Annotated in this window: 12 protein-coding genes; 3 read left to right on the forward strand and 9 right to left on the reverse strand. The window is 70.1% G+C overall.

Features of this window, described 5'->3' with window-relative positions; translation table 11 throughout:
- Position 1 precedes the first annotated feature (1 nt).
- On the forward strand, positions 2-1,903 hold the full coding sequence (locus tag ACZ7LS_RS17815) for an ABC transporter ATP-binding protein (protein ID WP_385132735.1): 1,902 nt from the start codon (positions 2-4) through the stop codon (positions 1,901-1,903).
- On the opposite strand, the gene ACZ7LS_RS17820 is transcribed toward ACZ7LS_RS17815, so the two are convergent.
- The 4 genes from ACZ7LS_RS17820 to ACZ7LS_RS17835 form a co-directional block, all read right to left on the reverse strand.
- Positions 1,854-2,840, reverse strand: a complete 987-nt coding sequence (locus ACZ7LS_RS17820) for a hypothetical protein (RefSeq protein WP_382515749.1) — start codon at positions 2,838-2,840, stop codon at positions 1,854-1,856. The genes ACZ7LS_RS17815 and ACZ7LS_RS17820 overlap by 50 nt on opposite strands.
- A 268-nt stretch (positions 2,841-3,108) precedes the next feature.
- A complete protein-coding gene (locus tag ACZ7LS_RS17825) occupies positions 3,109-3,813 on the reverse strand; it encodes an RES family NAD+ phosphorylase (RefSeq protein ID WP_385132738.1) in 705 nt (234 codons plus the stop codon).
- A 1-nt stretch (position 3,814) separates the two neighbouring features.
- On the reverse strand, positions 3,815-4,552 hold the full coding sequence (locus ACZ7LS_RS17830; RefSeq protein ID WP_385132740.1) for a hypothetical protein: 738 nt from the start codon (positions 4,550-4,552) through the stop codon (positions 3,815-3,817).
- Positions 4,553-4,593: 41 nt separating this feature from the next.
- Complete coding sequence (locus tag ACZ7LS_RS17835; protein ID WP_385132743.1) at positions 4,594-8,673, reverse strand: CHAT domain-containing protein; 4,080 nt, start codon at positions 8,671-8,673, stop codon at positions 4,594-4,596.
- A gap of 501 nt (positions 8,674-9,174) precedes the next feature.
- Here ACZ7LS_RS17835 and ACZ7LS_RS17840 point away from each other — a divergent pair.
- Entirely contained in the window at positions 9,175-10,578 is a 1,404-nt protein-coding gene (locus tag ACZ7LS_RS17840) for a cytochrome P450 family protein (RefSeq protein ID WP_385132746.1), read from the forward strand.
- 156 nt (positions 10,579-10,734) lie between these two features.
- On the opposite strand, the gene ACZ7LS_RS17845 is transcribed toward ACZ7LS_RS17840, so the two are convergent.
- From ACZ7LS_RS17845 to ACZ7LS_RS17855, 3 genes are all read right to left on the reverse strand, one after another.
- Positions 10,735-11,001 (reverse strand): hypothetical protein, encoded by a 267-nt coding sequence (locus ACZ7LS_RS17845; protein ID WP_382515736.1) that lies wholly within the window; start codon positions 10,999-11,001, stop codon positions 10,735-10,737.
- 148 nt (positions 11,002-11,149) lie between these two features.
- Positions 11,150-12,352 carry a cytochrome P450 gene (locus tag ACZ7LS_RS17850; protein ID WP_385132749.1) on the reverse strand — a complete coding sequence of 401 codons (1,203 nt, stop codon included), beginning with the start codon at positions 12,350-12,352 and terminating at the stop codon, positions 11,150-11,152.
- Between the two features lie 150 nt (positions 12,353-12,502).
- Positions 12,503-13,255: an SDR family NAD(P)-dependent oxidoreductase gene (locus tag ACZ7LS_RS17855; RefSeq protein ID WP_382515730.1), complete on the reverse strand. Its 753-nt coding sequence runs from the start codon at positions 13,253-13,255 to the stop codon at positions 12,503-12,505.
- A 288-nt stretch (positions 13,256-13,543) separates the two neighbouring features.
- Between ACZ7LS_RS17855 and ACZ7LS_RS17860 the strand changes: the two genes are divergently transcribed.
- Positions 13,544-14,977, forward strand: coding sequence for a M20/M25/M40 family metallo-hydrolase (locus ACZ7LS_RS17860; RefSeq protein ID WP_385132752.1), 1,434 nt, complete (start codon positions 13,544-13,546; stop codon positions 14,975-14,977).
- A 345-nt stretch (positions 14,978-15,322) separates the two neighbouring features.
- On the opposite strand, the gene ACZ7LS_RS17865 is transcribed toward ACZ7LS_RS17860, so the two are convergent.
- On the reverse strand, positions 15,323-15,772 hold the full coding sequence (locus ACZ7LS_RS17865) for a hypothetical protein (RefSeq protein ID WP_382515724.1): 450 nt from the start codon (positions 15,770-15,772) through the stop codon (positions 15,323-15,325).
- 7 nt (positions 15,773-15,779) lie between these two features.
- A complete protein-coding gene (locus tag ACZ7LS_RS17870) occupies positions 15,780-22,700 on the reverse strand; it encodes a polymorphic toxin-type HINT domain-containing protein (protein WP_471064871.1) in 6,921 nt (2,306 codons plus the stop codon).
- Between the last annotated feature and the right edge of the window lie 10 nt (positions 22,701-22,710).

The raw sequence follows: 22,710 nt of genomic DNA on the forward strand, positions 1-22,710 counted from the left end.
GATGGCAGAGCAGCCGGACCGGATCCGCACGGCCGATCTGATGCGGTCCTGCGCGTACATCGTGCGCGTCGCGTGGCAGGCGGACCGGCTGCGGCTGACCGGCGTCTTCCTGGTCCAACTCCTCACCGCCACCGGGCTCGCCGCCCTGATCCTGGTGCTGCGGGGGACGCTGGGGCAGGCGTTCTCGCTGAACGGCGAGGGGTCCCGGGCCGACGACCGGCTGATCCCCGCGCTGTCCGCGCTGGTCCTGCTCGCCTCGGTGGGCGGCATCCTGCGCACGGTCAGCAGTGGCTGGCAGCGGCTGCTGACGGTGAAGGTCGACCGGCACATCATGGCGAGGGTGCTGGCGGGCTCGGCGCGCGCGGAGCTGGCGCGGTTCGAGGATCCGGCCTTCCACGACCGGTTGCAGCGCGCGGTGTTCGCGTCGCGCTCCCAGCCGGTGATGGTGGTGACCGCGCTGATCGGAGCGGTACAGGCGCTGCTGAGCATGGTGGCCGTCGGCACGGCCTTCGCCGTCATGACCTGGTGGCTGCTGCCGTTCACCGCGCTGTCGGTCCTGCCCGTGCTCAGAGCGGCCCGCGACGAACGCGACGCCGACTACCGGCTGCACGGTCAACTGGCCGAGGGGCGGCGCGTCCGCGAGTATCTGGAGCGTCTTCTCGTCGGGCGCGACGAGGCCAAGGAGATCCGCTCCCTGGATCTGGGCAGGACGCTCCAGGACCGCTGGGACGGCCACTACGTGGCGGAGATCTCCAGTACGGCCACGATGCAGCGCCGGCACACCCGCCGCAAGGTCGTGGCCCGGGTGCTCGGTGATCTCGTCTTCCTCGCGGTCATCTGCGCCATGTGGGGGATGGTGCGCGGTGGTGGAGTCGCGCTGCCGACCGCGCTGGCCGCGCTGGGGGCGCTGCTGTTGCTCGCCACGCGGATGCAGATGCTCGGCTATCTCTTCAACAACATCGGTGCGGCGGCGCTGTATGTGAAGGACATCCGTGTCTTCACCGACGCCGACAGCGACGCGCGTACCTCCAGGGCCACGGAGCCGGACCGGACCGCCCCCGCCCTCTTCGCGTCGCTGCGCACCGAGCACCTCGCCTTCACCTACCCCGGCTCGTCCCGCCCCGCCCTCAGCGATGTCTCGGTCGAGTTGCGGGCGGGCGAGATCGTCGCGCTGGTGGGTGCCAACGGATCGGGAAAGACCACCCTCGCCAAGATCCTGGCCGGCCTCTACCAGCCCGATGACGGCGCGCTCCTGCGTGACGGTCTGCCGGTACCCGACCCGGCGCGGCTGCGCGCCACGACCGCGATGGTCTTCCAGGACTTCGTCCGCTACCGGCTCTCGGCCACCGACAACATCGCCTTCGGCCGCCCGCACGACGCCCCGGACCGGTCGGCCGTGGCCCGCGCCGCGAAGAGCTCGGGCGCGGCGGACGTGATCGGTGAACTGCCGCTCGGCTACGACACCGTACTGAGCAAGGAGTTCACCGCGGGCGCCGATCTCTCGCTGGGCCAGTGGCAGCGGCTGGCACTGGCCCGCGCCTTCTACCGGGACTCCCCCTTCGTGATCCTCGACGAACCGACCGCCTCGCTCGATCCGCAGGCCGAGGCCGATCTGTTCGCACGGATCCGCACGCTCTTCGCGGACCGCACGGTACTGGTGATCTCGCACCGTTTCTCCAATGTCCGCGGCGCCGACCGGATCTACGTCATGGACGGGGGGCGGATCATCGAGGAGGGCGGCCACGACGAGCTGGAGGCGGCGGGCGGCACCTACGCCCGGCTGTTCCGTCTCCAGGCGGAGGCGTACCGGATCGGGGAGGAGCGGAACGGGGAGGAGCGGAACACCGGAGACATCAGCCCGCCAGCGCGCCGAGCAGCCGCTGCCCCCGGCGTGTCAGCCTGACCCGTACCTGCTGGCCCTGTCGCCTGCGCCGGATGAGGCCCGCCGCCTCCAGCTGCTTGCAGTGATGCGTCACCGCTCCGGGCGCGCATCCGAGCAGGGCACTGACCTCGCCCATCGTGGGCCCGCGATGCGCCTGCCGCAGCAACCGGGCCCGCATGCGGCCCAGTACGGCCTCCAGCGGATCCGTACGTACCCGCTCCGCGCGCCCGCGCCCGGCGCACAACTCCCGCAGGCCGGGGAGGGGGTAGCCGATCCAGGCACACTCCTCCCGGCCGAGTCCGACCACGGAGGCGGAGCTGCCGGACACCAGCGGCACCAGCAACAGCCGTCGTTCGCGCAGCTCGCACTCCCCCGGCGAACGGTCCGGCAGCCGCAGCAGGCCCGGCGCGTAGCCGACTCGGGGGCTGAGGTCGCCGAAGACGCCGGCCAGCGTGCCCGTGACGGACGCGATCCCGATCCGCTCCGCCTCCAGGTCGAGCAGTTCCCGCGAACGCCTCCAGACGGGCGCGAACACGGTCCAGACGCTCAGCATCACCTGGACATACGCGCGGACGAACGGCCCCGGCCGGTCCGCCACCCGCCGCCATCCGACCGGAACCCCCTCGGGGAAGCCCGCCGCCAGATCACCGGCCAGCCGCTCCGGCGCGAGCGCCTCCATCCGGTCCAGCTGCGCCCGTACCCCCGACCGGTCGAGAGGCAGCGGCGACAGGCAGTCCGGAAGCCACAGGCTGCCTCCCCCGCACGCCGGCCGCAGCACCTGCGCGGCGTCCGCCGGGCACGCGGCGCGTACGGCCGACCGCACCGCGGCCGGCACCCCCTGGCCGGCCACCCCCAGGGCATCGGTCACCAGCGACATCAAGGTGGGCAACGGCTGGTAGCCCACCGAAACCCTCAGATCGTCCACTCGCCCCAGCCACAGCACCGACTGACACCCCACGCGCGCTCACCGTCTTCATGGTCGCCCGGCCCCCGTCGCACGCGTCCGCACCCCCGTGGCGGACGGGGCCCCCGGACCGCGGCACAGCGCGGGCCGGCGACTCGACAAAAGGTCCGGAGGGTTCATCCGTACCAGACGGAGATTGTTCGGAATCCGCGCGCGGGAGCCGTACAAAAAGAAGCGAACAAAGCGAACAACAACAAGCGGACAGGGGAGCGGACCCAGGGAAGGAGACAGAGGGAAGGGGACAGAAGGAGAAGGAAGGGGACTACAGCGGGCTGACGGCGCAGGCACCGTCCCGCGAACCGCCGACGGGAGGCGTGACGGGCGGGAAGATCACCGCCCGCAGGGGCGCCAGCAGTTCGTTGACGCGCGCGATCCCCTCGGGTGTTCCCAGCGGGAGCGGCGGGGTCGCCGAGGGTTTCAGCGCGTCGGGGGCGCGGCGGTCGCCGAAGAACATCAGGGACTCCAGGGGGCGGTTGCGGCGCGCCTGCCAGCGCAGGCCCTGGGCCCAGGGGGCGCTGTCGCGCAAGTACCGGGCCCAGCGGCGGGTGAAGGCGTACTGCGGGCCGTCGGCCTCGACGAGCCAGCCGTCCTGGCACACGGCGGCCAGTTCCACCGCCGAGCACAGCGACACCACCCGCAGATCCTCGGTGACTTCCAGCGCGGACAGGGTCCGCTCGGCGACCTCGTGGCCGAGGATCACCCGTACCCCGAGCCTCAGGTCGAAGTCCCGGTCGCGCAGCAGCACTTCGGCGAGTGCCGTCGCCGGGTCGGGTGCGGCGTACAGGAACGGGTACGGGCTCTCGGTGACGCCGTCGAAGCGGGAGCCGCCGAAATAGGGGTCCGCGGGACGGGGGTTGAACTCCGTCACCGCGCGGGTGGATTTATGGACCCGCCACAGCACGGTTCCGGCGGGGACGGTGTGCGCGTGGGGGAAGACCGGTACGTCCGGCAGGGCCTGCGCGGTCATGTCAGTCCTCCCCCAGGGTCGCGCCGGCGCAGGCCACCAGGTCGTCGTCGCGGTCCGCGCCCAGCAGGTCCGCGGGCGGGTCCCCCAGCCAGACGTTCGTGGCCAGCCACCAGGCGGTCACGCCCCACGGGTCGCGGTCGGCTCCGAGCAACTGGTTGACCCGTACGACCACCTCCCGGGGCCGGCCCGAGGGCTCGAACTGGAAGCGGGGGACGGCCGTCGCCCCGCCGGGAGCGTCCAGCCGGATGAGGTCGGGCGCCGCCCCGTGCCGCCCCAGGGCGCGTGCCTCGTCGTCGCTGAGTACGGGTGTGGCCGCGAGTACGCGCCGCCGGACGAGGTCCATGAGCGCGGCGGGTCCGGGGGCGGCGGTGGCAACGCTGGCGGCGTCCGTCGTAGGGACGTCCGTCGTAGGGACGTCCGTCGTAGGGACGTCCTCGGGTTCGAAGGAGAGACCCGCGAGGGACAGGATGGCGGCCGCCTCGGCGTCGATGGCCGCCCGGTCCAGTACGTCAGGAGCCCGCCAGTTGGCCTGCCGCAGGATCGCCTGCGCCACCGGATGGTCGGGCGGAAGCGCCTCGGCGAGAGCGAGCAGCAGTCGTCTCGCGTACGGTTTCGGATCACTGGCGGCCCGCATCCGGGCCTGGATCGAGGCGACTTCGGCCCGGCCGTCGGCGTCGAGCCGCGCCACCAGTTCGGCCAGGTGGTCCGCCACGATCCTGTTCAGGTCTTCCATGCTCATCGGCGTCAGCTCCGGCTTGAACGGCGTGGGGTGACAGGGGCTCAGCGGCCCTGGTGGGTGTACGCGGCCCAGGCGTAGGCGTGGAGGTGTTCGGGGTCGGACACCTGCGCGGCCATCAGCCGGCTCATTCCCGGGACGGGCGCGCGCTCCGGGTCGAGCATCCACAGTTGCGCGGCGCGCAGGGCGCGCGCGGGGGTGACGCCCTGGGAGAGATGGTGATGGAGCACGGTCATGAGCAGGCCACTGGGCCGGTCGGGAACGTTCCAGCGCGAGCCGACGACACCGGCCGCTCCCGCGGTGAGGAAGGCCGTGGCGAGAGTGAGCGCCTCGTCGTGGTCGCGCTCGCTCAGATCGCTGAGACAGGCGTTGAGTACGACCAGGCCGCCGGGGCTGCCGGGGCGACGGCCCGCGGCCCGTTCGAGCACCCGGGAGATCGGGAGCGTCAGTCCCGTCCGCGCGGCACGTTCGCTCTCCCTGGTCTCACCGAAGAGCAGGGCCGAATCGAGCGGGACCTCTCGGGTGTCGGCGTGGCAGCCGAGATGGAGGAGGGAGGCCCCCGGCTCTCCCCGGCCGGGCAGACAGGCAAGTACGCGCTCGGGCAGTCGGGCGTGCTCCTCCGCCGTCTCCGTCTCGGCGCCGAGGACGCGGGCCCGGGGGTAGTGCGCGTCGCGGATGCCCTCCGCCTCCAGGACCGGCCACAGGAGGTCGCCGCTGGGGTCGAGCACGATGACGGGGTCGTCGGCGGGCGGCAGTTGGTCCCGTCCGGCCGCCTCCGCGAACTGCCTGCCGCTGGCCGCGTACGACACCACGGCGTCCTGGATCACATACCGGTACCCGGTCGCGTCGCCGGGGCCGGAGCCCGTGCCTGCGTCTGTGCCTGCGTCCGCGCCTGTGCCTGCGTCCGTGCCGGCGGCGCGGGCGGTGGTACGGGCGGGGGTACGAGCGGCGTGCCAGGTGACCACCCCGAGGGTGGAGCAGGGCACGAGCACCAGATGCGGCGTCCGGTCACGTTCACGGTCCCGCTTCAGGTCCCAGGTCGCGATCTCGTCCAGCACCGGTCCCATGGCCGCCGGATACGCCCAGTCACAGAGGCGTTCCAGCGCCGCCCGCCAGTCGGTGCCGGCGCTTTCGCGCGCGGCGCCGCGGGCCCGGGAGAAGGCCGCGCGGGCGGAGATGTACGAGCGGAGCGGAGCGCAGGCCCGCTGTGCCAGTCCGGGAAGGGGTACGTGCACGACGCGGCCGTCCGTGTCGACCAGCAGCGCGGCGCCGGGGCCGTCGTCGTCCTCGGGCCCGTCCAGGAGATAGACCAGCGCGTCGGCGTCCACCTCGGCGAGGGACTTCCCGAGCGCCTCGGGGGTGGGCGCTTTGTGCAGGCTGTGCCGGCCGTCGTGTTCCGCGAGCACGCCCAGTGCCTCCCGCCGCAGCTCGCTGGGGATCTCACCGCCGGGCATGCCCTGTTCGAGGAGCAGCCGCACCGTACTGCGCAGGCTCTCGGTCACGACGGCGTCCCGATCCGGCGCGCCCCCGGAATCCGACCCGGATTCGGGCGCGGAGGCCGGGGGCGCGGAGGCCGGGGGCGCGGAGGCCGGGGGCGCGGAGGCCGGGGGCGCGGAGGCCGGGGAAGTGGGAGAGACGGGAGAGACGGGAGAGGCCGGAGAAGCAGGAGAGACCGGAGACGCCACGGGAGGCGCCGCAGGCAGCACCGGCGCCGGGCTGTCGAGTACCCGCTCGCGCCAGCGGTCGGCGAGGTCCGCCCGCCCGGCCGCCACCAGCCGGTCCGGTACGTCGGTCGCGGTGGTCGAGGCCCGCAGTACGAGCGCCCGTCCGAGTTCGAGCGCCTCCACGGCCGTGTGCGGATGCCCGTCCGCCAGGCTCCAGTGCGCGACGCGTACGGCCCTGCGCGCCGCGCCCCTGGCCGGGAGCAGTCCGTGGTGGGCGCCGCGCTGGAGCATCACCTCCGCGGCCACGGTCCGGATCACGGCGAGACCCGCGTCGACCGCCGCGGAGGAATCGCCCGCCGCGGGATCACCGCGCCGCCGGTATCCGTCGGCGAGGCCGTCCAGTACGGCCACGACCGCGATGGGCGGTGTATCGGGGCCCATCCGCTCCCGGGCACGTTCCAGGCCGAGCAGCGCCGTCGCCAGTACCTCCGGGTCGTCGTTGAGCAGGTTCAGCATCAGCCGGGCCGAGCCGACACCGGCGTGTCCCAGGAGGCGTATGTCCGCGGGGAGCTGCGACTCGTCCGCCATGACCCCTTCCAGCAGGGATGTCCCACGCCGCAGTTCGGCGGTGTCCCCGCGCACCGCCCCTCGCACCACGGCGGCCAGCCCGCCGAACGTGTCCGCCATCGGCCGGAGCCAGAAGACGGAGAAGTCGTCACCGAGCGCCGTCTCGTCCAGCAGGTCCAGCGCGGCGGGCAGTGCGTCCCAGTCCTGGTTCGTCACCGCTTGTCTGAGCGCGCCGAAGGCCGCGGAGATGTGCACGGGCCACAGACCCGCGCCGTCGTTCCCCACGATGCTCCGGAGTTCGGTCAGTGCCTCCGCCGCGCCGTCGCCCTCCTCATTGGCGCGCAGCCCCAGGGCGAGGGCCCGGAAGGTCTCCCCGAACTTCTGATAACTGGCGGGGCGCTTCAGGGGCCGGTGCGCGACCGCCGCGCCGATGGCGTGGTCCAGGAAGATCCGTCCCGTCTCGGAGTCCTGACGGGTGCCGTACCGCAGATAGTGGAAGTCGAGCGCGCCTCCCAGCATCGCCAAGGCGGCCGGGGCGACGGCGTGTTCCGCCGGGATCAGTTCGGTGGCCCGCCGCAGATGTGCCAGGGCGCGCCGGCTGTCCTCCGTCTCGCCGGAGATCGCGGCCCGGAGCATCAGCGAACCGCCCACCTCCAGATGGGCGACGCCGGGGTGGGAGTCGTCCGGGCCGAGCCCGGACGTACGCTCCAGCATCTCGTCCGCGGCGTCCAGTGCTTCGGACAGGCCGTTCAATGTCACGGCACGGGGAGCGGGCGCGCCGTCGGGGCGCCAGCGCAGCAGCGCACCCACCCCGGCCACGATCGACTCGTCCACCAGCTCCGGGGAGCGGTGCCGCAGCGCCTCCAGGAACTGCCGTGAGCCGAGCATGTCCAGTACGGAGTCGTACCACGGGCTGTCGGCGGTGATCTCCGCCCTCGCCCTGGCCAGGACGGCGGACGCGGCCTCCAGATCCTCGTCGCTGCCCGAGTCCGTCGCCCGCTCCAGGTACTCCTGTGCCAGTTCGCCGAGCAACGCGTCCCGCAGGATGTGTCCAGGAGGAAGGGTGTCGATCGCCGCCTCCAGCGCGGGGCCGGTCTCACCGGGCGCGCCGTCTGTGTGGCGGGACACTTCCAGGGCGGCCAGTTGCGCGAAGGACTCGAACTCGGTCCGGTTCTCGGCGCCCTTGGGCATCAGCCCCACACCCTGCTGGAACAGGGGCAGGGACCTCATCAGCGACAGTGGGTCGAAGCGCTGTCCGAGCACCATGCGCAGCACCGGTACCAGACCGAGCATGAGCTTCACCGAGCCACGGACGGAGTCCGGCCACCGCGGGCAGGTGCTGCTGTACTGGAGATAGCCGATCGACTCGTCGAGATGGGCGGCGAGCCGCGCCCGCACGGCGGGATCGCTGGGCGGAGCCTGCGTCCATCGCCGGACGGTCTCGAAGTCGGCGGGGCCGCCGAGTCTCAACTGCCGGGGCAGCGCGGGGAAGAAGAGCATCCAGCCGACCCACAGCTGGGCGTAGTCGTGGTCCCAGGTGCCCGGCCTGGCGGTGTTGAGGACACGCCGGAACACTGTCAGCGCGATCTCCCGTTCCTCGTCCTCACCACCGAACCGGACATGCCGGATCATCAGCACACTGCCGAGCCGGACGTCCAGGCGCAGGCGCCGGGGGTCGTCGAGGGGCAGCTCCCGGTCGGCCTCCAGCAGAACGTCCCGCGCTTCCCGCACGACCAGTTGGCTGACCTTCTTCTCCCGTACGCGGTCGGGTGCGAGAGGATCGGCGCCTGGCGTACGGTCTCCGAGCCGCAGGAAGCGGTCGGCCAACGCGATGCCCCAGTCGGCGAGTTGGCGCGCCCGCTCGACCGGGTCCAACGTGTGGATCTCCGTCATCGCGATCCTCCTTGCCGGTCGTCGCTGACATACCGTCAATGGCTCTTCACCGTAACGCCGTTGCGCGCGCCACGGGCGGTGTTGCCGCCCGTCGCCCGCACCTTCGGGGCGGTGTCACCGCCACTCTGCGCCACGGGGAGGCCGTAGGGAGGCGAGCACCGGATGACAACCGGAAGACAACCGGAACGCGACCGGCGACCAACCGGAAAGGGCCGGTCCAGACCCTTTCCGGCCCTGATCCCGGCCCCGGCCTCCGGCCCCCTGCCCAGCCCTGGCCACGGCCCCGGTCCGTCCGGGCCCATTTGTTGTCCAAGCCTTTGACATTGCCGGGCTTGGCAAGCGGAGCCCGCCGGAGCACCGTGTAACGCGACTGGGCGGCCGGGAACGATCACACTGAACCGGGTTCGCGTACTTGCAAGTTGAGGGCTGCGCAGTTCGCCGCGCCGCCAGTCGACCCTCGGTGCGGTGGGCCGCACCGAGGGAAGAGTGGAAGAGACCGGCGTGGAACGAGCAAGCGGGGGTTACCCCTCGGACATCACCCTGGAGTCACTGGTACCGGAGCCCCTGCTCGGGCGTGCGTATCAGGACCGCCCGGAGGACGTGCACGAGCGCTTACGACGCCGGCACGGCGCGGTGGCTCCCGTGGATCTGCTGGGGGTACCCGTCTGGCTGGTGCTGAATTACGCGGAGGCGCTGCACATACTCCAGAACGACGCGATGTGGCCCAAGGGCATGCAGCACTGGCGTGCCCGCAACGAAGGCCGCGTACCGGCCGACTGGCCGGTCGCTCCCGCGCTGGAGGCCGACAACACGATGGCGCGCGGCGGCGCCGATCACGCCCAGTACAGGGCCGCGTGGGACGCGGCGCTGAAACCCTTCCAGGACCCGGGTCATCCACGGACCCGCCGGCTCAAGGACAACATCCGCCGGACCGCGAACGAACTCGTCGGGCTCCTCGCGCAGGAGGGCAGGTCCGGTGTGGCGGATCTGGCGGCGCGGTTCTCCCGGCCGCTGCCCCTGATGGTGGCCGGCGAACTGCTGGGCGTTTCCGGGTCCCAGAGCGAGCGGACCCTCGTGGACATCTGGCGGATCCTGGACGCCGGTCCGGATTCGGCCGTGGCCTCCGCGCGTGTACACACCGCCATGGCCGGGCTCGCCGAGGAGAAGCGCCGTCGGCCCGGCGAGGACTTCCCCTCCTACATGCTGGCCGCTCAGCCCCGGCTGACGTCCTCGGCGCTGGCCCATGAACTCACCATGCTCATGGGGATGATCTCCGACCACGCGGGCATCCTCATCGCGAACGCCGTCGTGGAGATCATCACCGGCGACGGCCGCGCACGCGCCAGCCTGTCGGCGGGCATGATCCGCGAGACCGTCAACCATGTCGTCCTCCGGAAGCCTCCGTTGGCCAACTTCATGCCCCGGTTCCCGCTCAGGGACCAGCGGCTGGGCGCGTACATCATCCGGGCGGGCGAGCCGGTGTGGATCGCCACCGCCGCCACGCACGCGGACCTGCGGTCGGCGGCCGGTACGTCGGCGGACCGGGCGACCAGTACGCGCGCGCATCTCTCCTGGGGAGCGGGACCGCGCCAGTGCCCGGCCCCGGCCCGTGAACTCGCGACCACCATCACCACGCTGGCCCTTGAGTGCCTGTTCGAACACTTCGCGACGCTGGAACTGGCCGTACCGGCGGACCAACTCCTCTGGCGCTCCTCGCCGTTCGTCCGGGGCCTGCGTTCCCTGCCCATCAGATACGAGCTCAGGACGGACTACGAGATCCCCTCCCCCGACCGGGCGGCGGCCGACGAGCGGGCGGCGGGCGAGGAGCAGCCCGCCCGCGCCTCCACGCTGCGCCGGCTCCTCGCGGGCACGGTCACCGGGACGGTGGACCCGTACTCCTTCTAGACCAGCGGCACTGGCAGCGGCACCGACAGCGGCACCGGCCAGTGGGCGCTGGGCAGAGGCGCCGGGCGGGATCCTGGACAAGGGCACTGGACAGCGGCGGGCAGGGGCGGCAAACAGTGGCGGGCAGGGGCGGGCAGGGGCGGCGGGCAGGGCGGGTCAGCGGGTGTCGCCCCGCCACTCCCACCTCCGCGGATCGGCCGGGCCGGGACCGTACAGCGCGCGCCCGCCAGGTCCGTACGCGCCGATCTCGGTGGCCAGCGCGGCGCCTTCCCGCAACTGGCCCGCCGTCCAGCCGGTGACATCGAGGAGCAGGCCGTCCAGCGGGCCGGCGACCAGCTCCCGGTAGACATGGCCGGGCCGGGGCCCCGGGTCGGGGTCGTCGTGGTCGGCGCCGTACACCCGCCGCCGTATCAGTTCGTCCATGACAGCCAGCGTCCCACCCACCACTGACACTCCGCGGACGAGCCGGTACGAGACCGGCTTGCCGGAACCCGCCATCTGCCGGTCGCGACCAGCCGGTCCTGAGGCCCGCACGCCGCCTCTCTCCCCCGCGTACGCCGTACGGCGGGCCTCAGACCTTGACCGGCAGCGATTCCAGTCCGCGGATCACGAAGTTCGGCTTGCGTACGGGCTCGGCGGCCAGACGCAGGCCGGGGGCCAGCTCCAGCACCGCGGCCATGGAAGCGGCCAGTTCGATACGGGCCAAGGGCGCGCCGATGCAGTAGTGGATGCCCGCGCTGAACGATATGTGCGGGTTGTCCCGGCGGGACAGGTCCAGACCGTCCGGGTCGGCGAAGACCGCCGGGTCCCGGTTGGCGGAGCCGAAGAGCAGGGCGACCTCGGCCCCGCGCGGCACGGTGGTACCGCCGATCTCGACCGGGTCGAGCACCCAGCGCTCGAAGAGCTGGAGCGGCGTGTCGTAGCGCATCAGCTCCTCGACGGCGGTGGGCAGCAGGGACCTGTCCGCGCGCAGGGCGGCGAGCTGCGCGGGATGCCGGAACAGCGCGTACCAGCCGTTGACGGTGGCGTTGACGGTCGCCTCGTGCCCGGCGTTCAGCAGCAGCGCGCAGGTGGCGACCATCTCGGCCTCGGTCAGCTTCTCGCCGTGGTCGTGAGCGGCGATGAGCCCCGAGATCAGGTCCTCGCCGGGCTTCTCGCGCCGTACGGAGACGAGTTCACGCAGATACGCCGAGAACTCCTGGGAGGCGACGACCGCGCGGCGGGCGGTCTCCTCCGACGGGTTCAGCTCGTACATGCCGACGATCGCCGCCGACCACGGCCGCAGCAGCGGCCGGTCCGACTCGGGGACCCCGAGCATCTCGGCGATGACGGCGACCGGCAGCGGCTCCGCGACGGCCTCCAGCAGGTCGCCCCCGCCCCGCCGCACGAGCCCGTCCACCAGCTCGGCGGCGAGCCGCCGCACGTACGGCTTGAGCTGTTCGACCGTACGCGGAGTGAAGGCCTTCGCCACCAGCCGCCGGATCCGGGTGTGGTCCGGTGGCTCCAGCTCCAGCATGCCGTGGTCGTTCAGCTCGTGGAACGGTTCGCGGCCGGGCGGCGGAGCGGTCTTCCCGAACTCCTCGTGACTGAACCGGTGCCCGTAGGAACGCCCGAGCCGCCGGTCCCTGAGCAGCGCCGACACGTCCGCGTGGTGCGGGACGAGCCATTGGTCGCTGGGCTCGTAGTAGTGCACCCGGCCGCGGGCCCGCAATGCGGCGTAGGCGGGGTAGGGGTCGGCGAGGAACGCGGTCGACCGGGGGGCGAAGTCAGACATTCCAGGAAGGTATCCGGCGGCGGGGGCGAAGACCAGTACGCTCCCGGCTGCGACGGCCGGCCCCAGCCTCACAACGCACAGTTGGACTGCCGGACTGCCGGGACCGCCGGACTGCCGGACTGCCGGAGGACAGGAGGACAGTCGGGCCGCTCAGACGGCGCTGCGACCGCCGTCGAGCGGCAGCCGGGCGCCGTGGATGTAGCGGGCCTCGTCACTGGCCAGGAAGACGACGGCGTCCGCCACCTCGGACGGTTCCGCCGGCCGGTTCGCGGGCGTTCCGTCGGTCATGGCCTTGAGCGTGCCCCGGTCGCCGATCCGGGCGGTGAGGGGCGTGTGCGTCGGGCCCGGGCTGACGGAGTTGACGCGGACACCCCGCGGTCCGTACTCGGCGGCCCAGTCCTGGGTGAGCTTCTCCAGCGCCGCCTTGGTGGACCCGTAGAGGGCGCTGCCCGCGAAGCCGAACTTGGCGACCGTACTGCCGATGTTGATGACGGCGCCGGTGCCGCGTCGGGCCATGGCCTCACCGATGACCCCGGTCAGGAAGAACGGGGCCTTGACGTTGAGGGCGTACAGCCGGTCGAAGTCGCTCTCGCTCACGGCTCCGGTGGCGGAGGGGGTCCGTGTGGTCCCGGCGTTGTTGACGAGGATGTCGATCCGGCCGCCGAGCACGTCCGTCGCCTCTTCCGCGAGCGCGAGTGCGGTGGCGGCGCCATGGAGATCGGCGGCGATGAAGTCGGCGCGTCCCCCGGCGGCCCGGATCGCCGCGACCACGCGCTCGCCGCGGTCGCGGTCGCGGCCGGACACCACGACATGGGCCCCCTCCCGGGCCAGAGCTTCGGCGACGGCCTCGCCGATGCCGCTGGTGGACCCGGTCACCAGAGCGGTCCTGTCCTTGAGTCGCATGTCAGTGCCTCCTTGAAGCGATTAATGGACTGCGGGGTCCACCTTGGCAACAAAAAAATGGACTGTCGAGTCCATTCATCACGAGGCGGCGGCCACACCCTCACGCGACGCCCCTCGCCCCCGAGCCGGGCCGGCCCGCTCCCCGGCGCACACCACCGGAACGACACGCTCGCTACGGCCGGTTGCGCCGTGGTGGGTGTGATTGTGGCTTGCCGACCTTGTGCACGGTTGGCCTGTCCATGACCATGGAGCGCCGGATCACCGACGCAGCCGTGGAAGGAACTCGCCATGTCGCAGCACTCCCCCGGGATACCTCGAAGGACCGCCCTGTCCGCCACCGTCGCGACCGCCGTGGTGGGGGTTCCGGCGCTGGCGTCGACGGCCTCGGCGGTCCCCTCGGCCGCGACGACCGGGCGGGGGGCCGGAGACCGTCCCGTCACCGCCCAGTCCCCCGACCGCGAGTTGCGGGAACTGCTCAAGGAGATCGACCGCGACCGGATCGAGGCGACCGTACGCCGGCTCGCCGCGTTCGGCACGCGGCACACCCTGTCCTCCCAGGACGACCCCGAGCGCGGGATCGGCGCCGCCCGGGACTGGATCCACGCCGAGCTGAAGCGGTACGCCGAGGCGTCCGGCGGCCGGATGACCGTCGAACTCCAGTCGTACGTACAGGAGCCCGCCTCACGGATCCCGGTGGCGACCCGCATCACCAACGTCGTCGCGACACTGCGCGGTTCGGTCGACCCCGGCCGTATCCATGTCGTCTCCGGGCACTACGACTCGCGCGCGACGGACGTCATGGACGCGGTGAGCGACGCGCCGGGCGCCGACGACGACGCCTCCGGCGTGGCGGTGGCGATGGAACTGGCCCGTGTGATGGCGAGACGGCGGCCCGCCGCGACCATCGTCTTCGCCGCCGTGGCCGGTGAGGAACAGGGGCTGTACGGGGCCGCGCACATGGCGGGGCGGTTCAAGGCGGCGGGAGCCGATGTCCGGGCCATGTTCACCAATGACATCGTCGGCAGCTCCCGGGCCGACGACGGCACCCGCGACCCGTACACCGTACGGCTCTTCGCCGAGGGCGTGCCCACCTCCGAGACCCCGCAGGAGGCCGCCACCCGCCGGTCGATCGGCGGCGAGAACGACTCGGCGACCCGCCAGCTCGCCCGCTTCGTCCGGGACGTCGCGAGCAACGACGCCACGGGTATGGACGTCCGCGTGGTCTACCGCCGCGACCGCTATCTTCGCGGTGGTGACCACATCCCCTTCCTCGAACGCGGCTACAGCGCGGCCCGGTTCACCGAACCGGCCGAGGACTTCGCGCACCAGCACCAGGACGTCCGGGTGGAGGACGGCCGGCAGTACGGCGATCTGCCGGAGTTCTGCGACTTCGGCTACATCGCCCGCGTGGCGCGCGTCAATGGCGCGGTCCTGTGGACCCTGGCCCAGGCCCCCGGGGCGCCGCGCGGGGTGAAGATCGTCACCAGCTCGCTGACCAACGCCACCGAGCTGGTGTGGGAGCGGGGGACCGAACCCGATCTGGCCGGTTACGAGGTGGTGTGGCGCGAGACGACCGAGCCGGAGTGGACCCATGTGATCAGGGCGGGTGACGCGACGCGTCACACCGTGGACCTGTCCAAGGACAACGTCTTCTTCGGCGTCCGCGCGGTGAACCGCGCCGGCCACCGCAGCCCGGTCACCTTCCCAGCCCCGCAGGGCTGACCGACCCTCTCCGCCGCGTTGCCCCGGGGGGACCCCGGGGACACTCTTCCGTTCCAGTGGTCGTCGCCACACTCCAGGCCGCGCATGGAGAAACGGCCGGACCGATCCAGGGTGGCGGGCTCCTGCTCTCTCAGAACAGGAGCCCGTCTCCTCGCAACGAGGTACCTGCGCGAGGACGAGCGCACCACGTAGCAGACCGGCTGCAAGGCCCGACGACAGCGACGAACCACCCCTCGTCGGAGCCGCCGTCCGCTGACGTTGCCGTCAACTACTGCCGTCAGACCGCGCAGAAGCCCCGCCAGGACGTACCTGACGGGGCTTCAAATTTGCACCTGCGCGCGGGATCTATCGCCTCCAGGCGGACTCACGGAACCGCCGTACCTGAGAGGTGCTCGTCGACCACTCAGAGATGCGGTTTCCATCCTCGTCGACCGACGATCGAGCCTCTACGTACCGCCACGGCTCCTGCGGGTTGAACTGTTCGTGGAGTTCGTCCAGGAAGATGATCGAGTTCTGCACGTAGACCTCTTCCCCGTCTCGATACATCGGCCAACAGGAGATGAAGTTACTGGCCGCCGGATCGGTGATTGAGGCGATGAGGCAGGAGGTCGAATTCTCGGCCTCTTCTAGCTTCCTCAGCGCACCATCCCAGCTTCGGAGGTAGTCATCCACCGTCCAGAAACTCAGGTCCATCAGGAACGTCTCCGTGAACTCGCCGACCCTGATCCTGCCGACTGCCTTGGAGGGCAGCGAACTCGTACCCTCTGAGGTCGGGTAATCGATCACCTCGATCACGAAGTCGTCATTCCTTGAGGTAGTTGAGATCTGGGTCATAGGTTCCGATCCGTTGTCCCTTGCGATTAAACATCTTCCAGCCATCCGACACGTTATGCCCGTCAACATCAGGCGTGATGTAGTTCTTCCCATTGGAGAAGACCACCTGGCCGTGCGAATTGAACGGGGCCTTTTGTGCAGGAATTCTCGTTCTGTATCCCAGAGCCCCGGCCCGATCCCCTACGGTTCCCGCGTACAGCTCTCGGTTCTGCTGACTCCGTGCAGCCACCGAGTCCGGATGGTACGGATCACCCTTGAGCGCAGGGGAAGAGGTGTTTCCCTCAGGAAGATCACAGTTGCTGTTGTGAACGAGTACCGGTGTGGCCGCTGCCAGCACATAGTACGTGTGAAGGTCGGCGATCGTGAGGTTGTGGACCGTCGCTTGCTGGGTCCAGCGGTTTACTGCCGTGATCTGGATGCGTGTTCCGGCGCTGGTTTGAAGCCACTGTCCCGCGTGCAGATCGGTGGCATCAACCCATTCACGCAGCTCCGGGACCCAGAATGGGTGCCCGTTCGTCGCGGTTACCGAAGTGGTCGAGTCGCCCTTCTGCTCGCTGTCTACGCGGAAGGTGATCTTAACCAGGTTCTTGAGCCCCTCGCCCTTGATTTCGGCCGTGACCGTCTTCGCCTTGGTCTCGCCGGTTTCGGGGTCGGTGGCGAGTACCTTGTCGCCGATCTTCAGCTCTTCGATCGGCTTGGAGGTTCCATCCGCGAGGAGTACTTCGGTACCGGGGACGAAGCTGTTGCACGGGCCGCTCAGCCGGTTGCCGCCGAGGCCGCGTCCTCCTCCGGTGCCCGCGACCGCTGACATAGCGGCGCCGGCCGCGAGGGCGCCGCTCAGTGAGGAGACTGTCTCAGGACAGTGGCCTTCGATGCGCCCGCAGACGTTGTATTTGGCGAGGTCGACGACGCGTTGGCCGGTGTTGAATGCCTCTTCGTCAATGGGGTTGGTGTTGTATCCGGCGATGTCGCCGATGCTCCATCCCCCGCCTTGCAGGGTTTGCCGGAGTTCCTTCTTGAATTTCTGCGCCTGATCCCAGTCGGCCGGTACGTGGACTCCGGGGAGGGCCATCTGGTAGCCAGGAATGAGTGAGGGGCCGCTCGGGGCGTCGTTCCAGCCGCTGTTGACCCACCAGCCGTCGTCGTAGCTGTCGCCGTCGCAGCCGTTGCATCCCCAGGATGGGTCGTTGAGCGGTTTGCCCCCGCTCTTCTTGGTCGGGGTGTTGTTGCCGTACTGGGTTCCGCCACCGCACTCGATCGGTGTTGCGCAGGCCATGAGGCCGCTGGGGTCGCTCATGGTGACGGGGCTGTTGTCGGCGTAGGAGTAGCCGTTCAACTGCTGGGGGTTCGTCGTGTCCATGAGGGGGTCGACGGAGATGAAGCGGCCTGTGCCGGGGTCGTATTCGCGGGCGCCGAGGTGGGTGAGGCCGGTGGCTGTGTCGTTGGTGCCGCCGACGAAGCTCTTGGTTCCGGGCCAGGTGGCTGGTTCCGTGCCGCGTGGGCTGCCGAAGGGCAGGGTGCGGCGCTGGGTGAGTTTCTGGCTGTCGGAGGTGATGGCGAGCTGGCCGGTGCCCTGGTGGTCGGCGAGGGTGAAGGAGATGGCGCCGTTGTTGTCCTGGACGGCCTGGTTGCCGCTGCCGAGATCGACGTAGCGGGTGGCTTTCGGGGTGCTGGTGCCCTTGGGCACGGTGATCTCGGTGTGGCCCAGGTAGAGCGTGGTCTCGGTGGGGGTGCGGGCGATCAGGCGGTTGCCATCGGCGTCGTAGAGGTACGTGGTGGTCTTGCTGCCGCTTCCGTCCGGCTCGGTGACCTTGGCGAGTTGTCCTTCGGCGTCCCAGGTGAGGGTCTGGGTGTCTCCGGACACGGTGCGGGTGGCGGTGTTTCCCGTCTCGTCGTAGGTGTAGTTGTCCTGAGAGGTGACGGTGGGGCCGGTGCTGGTGACGGAGGTGAGAGCGTGCGGGCGGGGCTTGCCGGCTTCCGGATAGGTGTAGGTGTTCTTGATGTCCTTGGCGCTGTCGCCCGTGGGGCTGTGCTGGGTCTCTGTGAGCCGGTTGCCGGTCTTGTCGTAGCGGTAGCTGTTCCAGTACGGAGCCGGCCCGCCGATGGCCTGGGCTGCCGGTGCGGTGGAGCAAGTAGTGTCCGGCTCGGTCCATGCTTCGCTCAGGCGTCGCAGGTAGTCGTAGGTGTAGCACTGGTTGTCGGTGCCGGATCGGGAGACGTCCGCGGCGGCGCGGATGTTGCCGATCTGGTCGTACCTGTAGGTGAGGTGCTTGTCGACTCCCGCGATATCCAGCCGGTCGACGCGGGAGGTCGACAGGCGCTGCGTGCCCCATTCGTAGGTGTTGGTGATCTGTGTTTTCGTCCCGCCACTGGTATTGCCCAGTGTGGTGACGAGTGGCTTGCCGGTGAGGCTGTAGCCGGTGGTTGTGCTGTAGCCGTCACCGAGCATGGCCAGGGGGCGTTGGGTGTCCTCGTCGTAGGTGATGCTGTAGCTGCCACCGGGAAGGGCGCCCGCGGCCGAGTAACTCACGGCTCCGACGACGCCGGAGGGCTTGAAGGAGACACCCGTCTGGTAGGTGCCGCCAAGTCCCTGTTCCGTGCTCGGGATGGTGACGGCGCTGCGTACAGTCCGGTAGAGCCGGTCGTACTGGGTGACCTTGTAGGTGTAGGCGTTGCCGCCGTCATAGCGGGTGGCTTCGGCCAGTTGCCCCTTGGCGCCGGTGGCCTTGTCGTACACCCATTTGGCGCGCAGCGGACCGGTCGCGGAGCTCTGGTGCAGTTCCGTCTGCCGGCCGAGGTCGTCGTAGGTGTAGTAGAGGCTGTTGCCGGGGCGGGCGTCGCTGGTGGAGGTGAGTCGGCCGCGGTCGTCATAGGTGCTGGTGGCGATGCCCTTGTCCGGGTCGTCGGCCTTGGTCTGGCGGCCGAGCTGGTCGTAGGTATAGCTCCAGCTGTTGCCGGCCGGATCGGTGAGCTTCTTCAGCGCGCCCTGGCTGGTGTAGGTGTAGGAGGTCGTGTCGTAGGCGGCGTCCGCGGTGCGCTGGTGGTGCTGGCGCAGTTCGGTGGTCTGGCCACGGCCGTCGACGAGAGTGGTGGTGGCGATGCCGCCTTCGGGCGGGATGACCGTGACACGGTCACCGCCGTAGATCGTCCTGGTGGTGCCGAGGACCGTGCCGCCGTCACCATTACCGGCGATGTTCGTGGTGTCGGTTTCCCTGCCCAGTCCGTCGTAGCTGTGGAGCGTCTGGGTTTCCACGCTCAGCGCGTCAGCGGGCTTGAACAGCGCGCCGGCCGTGGCGTCCAGGGTGTAGTAGTCGGCGAACTCCTTGGCGGCCTGGCCGCGTTCGTCGTAGAACACGTCGGTGAGCAGAAGGCCGCCGTCCGGCCCTGCGCGCTGTGTCTGGCGTTCGCGCAGGAATCCGTCGTAGAGCGTATGACCGGTGACCTGATGGCCGCCGCCCACACTGAGCGTGCGGGTGGCGACGGCGACAGGTTTGTTCTCTTCGATCTGGTAGTCGAACTGGAAGTTGGGCAGGTTGTCGCTGGTGGTGGACCGGTCGGCGAGCCAGACCTTGTTCTTCCTGCCGAGGGCGTCGTAGGTGAACTTGGTCTTGTTGCTGTTGGTGTCCGTGACCTCGGTCGGCTGGCCGCGCAGCGGGTCCAGTGTGGTGACCGTCTTCTGTGCGGTGGTGGTGTCGCCGGTCACGGCCGGTGGGGTGACCGTCGTGACAGAGGCAGCGAAACCGGTCGTGGGGCCGTAGGACGTGGTGGTGGTCCGGCCGTCGGCGCGTGCCGTGCGTACCGGGCTGGCCGTTCCCGTCGCGGTCACGTTCGCGGTCAGATCGGTGCTGGTCAGCGGGCGCCCGTAGGTGTCGTAGGTCGCTCCGGACTCAAGATAGGTGGCGGTCGTGCCGTCGTGCTTCTTCAGCACGGCGGTAGAGGTGACATCGCCCTTGGTGGGTGTGGCGCCGTAGGCGAGGCCGTCGTAGGCGGTGCGGACGTCGGAGATGACGTCCTTGGAGCGGTCAGGTGTGGCGTCGCAGGCGACGGCGACGGTCTCGGCACGGGAGGCGAGGTTGAGAAGGCCCCCGGCGGTGTCGGACGCGTAGGTGGTTCGGGTGCACCGGTTGTCGGCGGCTGTGGCGTTGTCGCCGAAGTCGTCGACCTGAACGGGCCGTCCCGCGATCGTGTCGTACGCGGTACTGGCGGATGTGATCCGCCATGTGTTTCCCGCGCCGTTGTCCGTGGAGGCCCAGGTCTTGGTCTGAGCGGTGCCGGTGAAATTGGCCGTGGCCGTTCCCCAGTCGCGTACCTTCTCGGCCGTCTCGTGATGCCAGGGACGGTTCACGCTCTTGGACAGGACTTTGCCGTCAGGGCCGGAGTAGCTGACGGTCTTGTAGGCGAAGCCTGCCGCCGCCTCGTCGTCGGTGAGGGGGTCGCCTTCCCCCGCGTCGAGAGTGACGCTGACGGACTTGGTACCGCCGGAGACGGTCTTGCGGTCGCCGTCCATACCGCGCAGGAAGTATGTATCCCCCTGTGACTTCAGGGCTGCGGCCCCACCCTGCCCGCCGGCCTTCACCCTGACGTGGCCGTACCCACGCCATTGGGACCAGGTCTTGAACTTCTCTTTGGTCAGGCCGTCGTCATCGTCGAAGTGCCAGGCAGCGTCGCCCTTGTATTCGTACGCGGTGACCTGGTCCGGAGCGCCGCCCGTACGGTCGGTGGCGGTGACGGAGGTGATGACGTACTTGTTGAACCACTGCCGCTCGGGATCGTCACTGAAGCTGCCGCCGATGAACTGCGGGAAACAGCGCGTGGTGTTGGTCTCGGGTGTGGGCAGCGCGTTCCAGTCGCAGACCGGCGCCGAATAGTTGACGCTGATCTGCCCGCCGGACTCGTCGGACACATTGGACAGGCGTGCCTTGATAAACGGCGCGTAGCCGTCACCGGTCTTGTCGAGGCGGTTTTCGAGCTGGGTGTAGGCGAAGGTCGTCTTCGGCAACGTGATCGCGGGCGCGGCGCCCTGACCGGTGTGCTGGACGGAGTCGAGCAGCAACTGGTAGTCCGTGTCGGCCATGCCCCAGCGGTGAGCCAGTTTCCAGGAGTCCACCGGGGCGTAACTTCCGTCGCCCTTGAGGACCTCGGTGGTGACGGAGGCCAGGCGTTTACGGGTCCAGAAGGTGGGCGCGAACTTGCCGTCGTCGCAGTCCGTCCCGCTCTCGCAGTTCAGGTCCCAGGGGGTGTCGTACCAGTAGAAGGAGTCGCTGCCGATGGACGAGCAGGTCGTCGCGGCGTTGGGGAGGCATCGTTCGGAGTTTCCGAAGGTGACCTTTGCCAGGGCCTTGGTCCCGTACATCGAGGACGACTTGAGGCCGTATTCGATGCGGTCCAGGTAGCCACCGCGGGTGTAGCGGGTGTCGTCGGCGGCTTTCTGGTTGCGACCGTAGGAGTTCTTCTCCTGGTCGTAGTAGTAGGCGACGGCGTTGCCGTGGGTGTCGACGGCGTAGTCGAGGTTCCACCGCCATGCCTGCTGGCACCACGAGTCGGCGTAGCCAGCGGTGCTGTGGCAGGGCTCGGCGGAGTTGTTGCCGAAGACGGGCGCGGCCCACGCGGAGTCGGTGGTCTCTTTGCCGTCCGCCCAGCCAGGCAGACGGTTGTAGCCGAAGTAGTATCGCGTGCCTTCGGGTGAGGTCAGCCGCCAGTACTCGCCGTCGTTGTCACCGTTGCCACGGTTCGTCGAGGTGAGGCGCGCGATGCGGGTGCCGTCGTCCTTCTTGAGCTTCCACTCGTCGTTCCCGGCGGAGATGAGCTCACCGCTCGTGCCGTTGAACGTGAGGAAGGCGTTGTCGTAGGCCCAGCACAGATCGCCTGGCTTGCTTCCGTCGTCGCTCACGACGCCGTCTTCAGCGCAGGGCTTGTAGCGGCGCTCGATGTACCCCGGCCACAGGTCGAACCCGTCACCGGCCCAGGATGACTGGTTGTTGGTGCTGCCGGTGCGTCCGTCGACCGAACCGGACGAGTACGACAGGCCCACCGAAGGCGTCAGTCCGCCGGGCACACTGGGTACCGGCATGTCGTAGGACCAGGTGAAATCACCCGTGTTGAGGTTGGTGTTCCAAGCGGCGGACGGCGAGAGCGACGTGGCCGTGAAGTCACCTGTTCCTCCGCCCTCCGCGGCGAGCGCCGCGAGGACGGTGGGGGCGCCGTCATGCAGTTCGACGTCACTGGCGGTAAGGGTCTGTTTCTCGGCGTCGTTGACGGTCTTGACCGGCTCACCGACGCGGCAGTGCTTCTTCTGCGGCGTAGTGAGCGCGCACCGCGGCAGCTCGACGAGGGTGAGCCGGGATCCGTAGCCACCACCGAAGAATTCGTCGAAACCGGAGTAGTCCACGGTGGCACCCACCGTGCCCGCAGCCGCTTCATTCCCCGGCTGAAGGGTGAACAGCGGACCGTCGAAACCCGCCTTCGCTGCAGTCTGCCTGCTCAGCAGACGCGCCGTGACATCACCAGCCGCACTGCCACCCTTGTCCGGCTTCGCGCCTGGGCTCAACGCGAGCGGTAGGCCGGCCGCCTTGATCGCCCGCGAGGAGCGCGCCTGCACGGCTTCGGGGAGCGTGACGACAGCGGACCCCGGTGCGGGCCAGGCCGCCTTCGGCGCCCTCCGCGGCGTACGAGGCCCTTTCATCACCTCGCGGGGCTTGACCCTTATGCCGTCGTCGCCCTTGACGGGTTGTTCCATCACGGCGCGGGCGGAAGGTGCTTCCCCGTCGTCGTCGGCGCTCGCAGCCGGAGTTACCGTGGTCTGCAAAAGCGTGCCCACCATCACCGCGGCGGTCGCCAGTGCTATCCGCCTCCGCGGCACGGAGCCGTGTCTGCCCAATCTGCCATTCATCCGCATTCTC

The sequence above is a fragment of the Streptomyces sp. NPDC039430 genome (assembly GCF_055639435.1).

Coding starts and splice junctions, on each gene's coding strand:
- ACZ7LS_RS17830 (WP_385132740.1), bottom strand. CDS start 4,552: ATGAGCATGGAAGACCTGAACAGGATCGTGGCGGACCACCTGGCCGAA.
- ACZ7LS_RS17845 (WP_382515736.1), bottom strand. CDS start 11,001: ATGGACGAACTGATACGGCGGCGGGTGTACGGCGCCGACCACGACGAC.
- ACZ7LS_RS17870 (WP_471064871.1), bottom strand. CDS start 22,700: ATGAATGGCAGATTGGGCAGACACGGCTCCGTGCCGCGGAGGCGGATA.
- ACZ7LS_RS17815 (WP_385132735.1), top strand. CDS start 2: ATGGCAGAGCAGCCGGACCGGATCCGCACGGCCGATCTGATGCGGTCC.
- ACZ7LS_RS17835 (WP_385132743.1), bottom strand. CDS start 8,673: ATGACGGAGATCCACACGTTGGACCCGGTCGAGCGGGCGCGCCAACTC.
- ACZ7LS_RS17825 (WP_385132738.1), bottom strand. CDS start 3,813: ATGACCGCGCAGGCCCTGCCGGACGTACCGGTCTTCCCCCACGCGCAC.
- ACZ7LS_RS17860 (WP_385132752.1), top strand. CDS start 13,544: ATGTCGCAGCACTCCCCCGGGATACCTCGAAGGACCGCCCTGTCCGCC.
- ACZ7LS_RS17850 (WP_385132749.1), bottom strand. CDS start 12,352: ATGTCTGACTTCGCCCCCCGGTCGACCGCGTTCCTCGCCGACCCCTAC.
- ACZ7LS_RS17855 (WP_382515730.1), bottom strand. CDS start 13,255: ATGCGACTCAAGGACAGGACCGCTCTGGTGACCGGGTCCACCAGCGGC.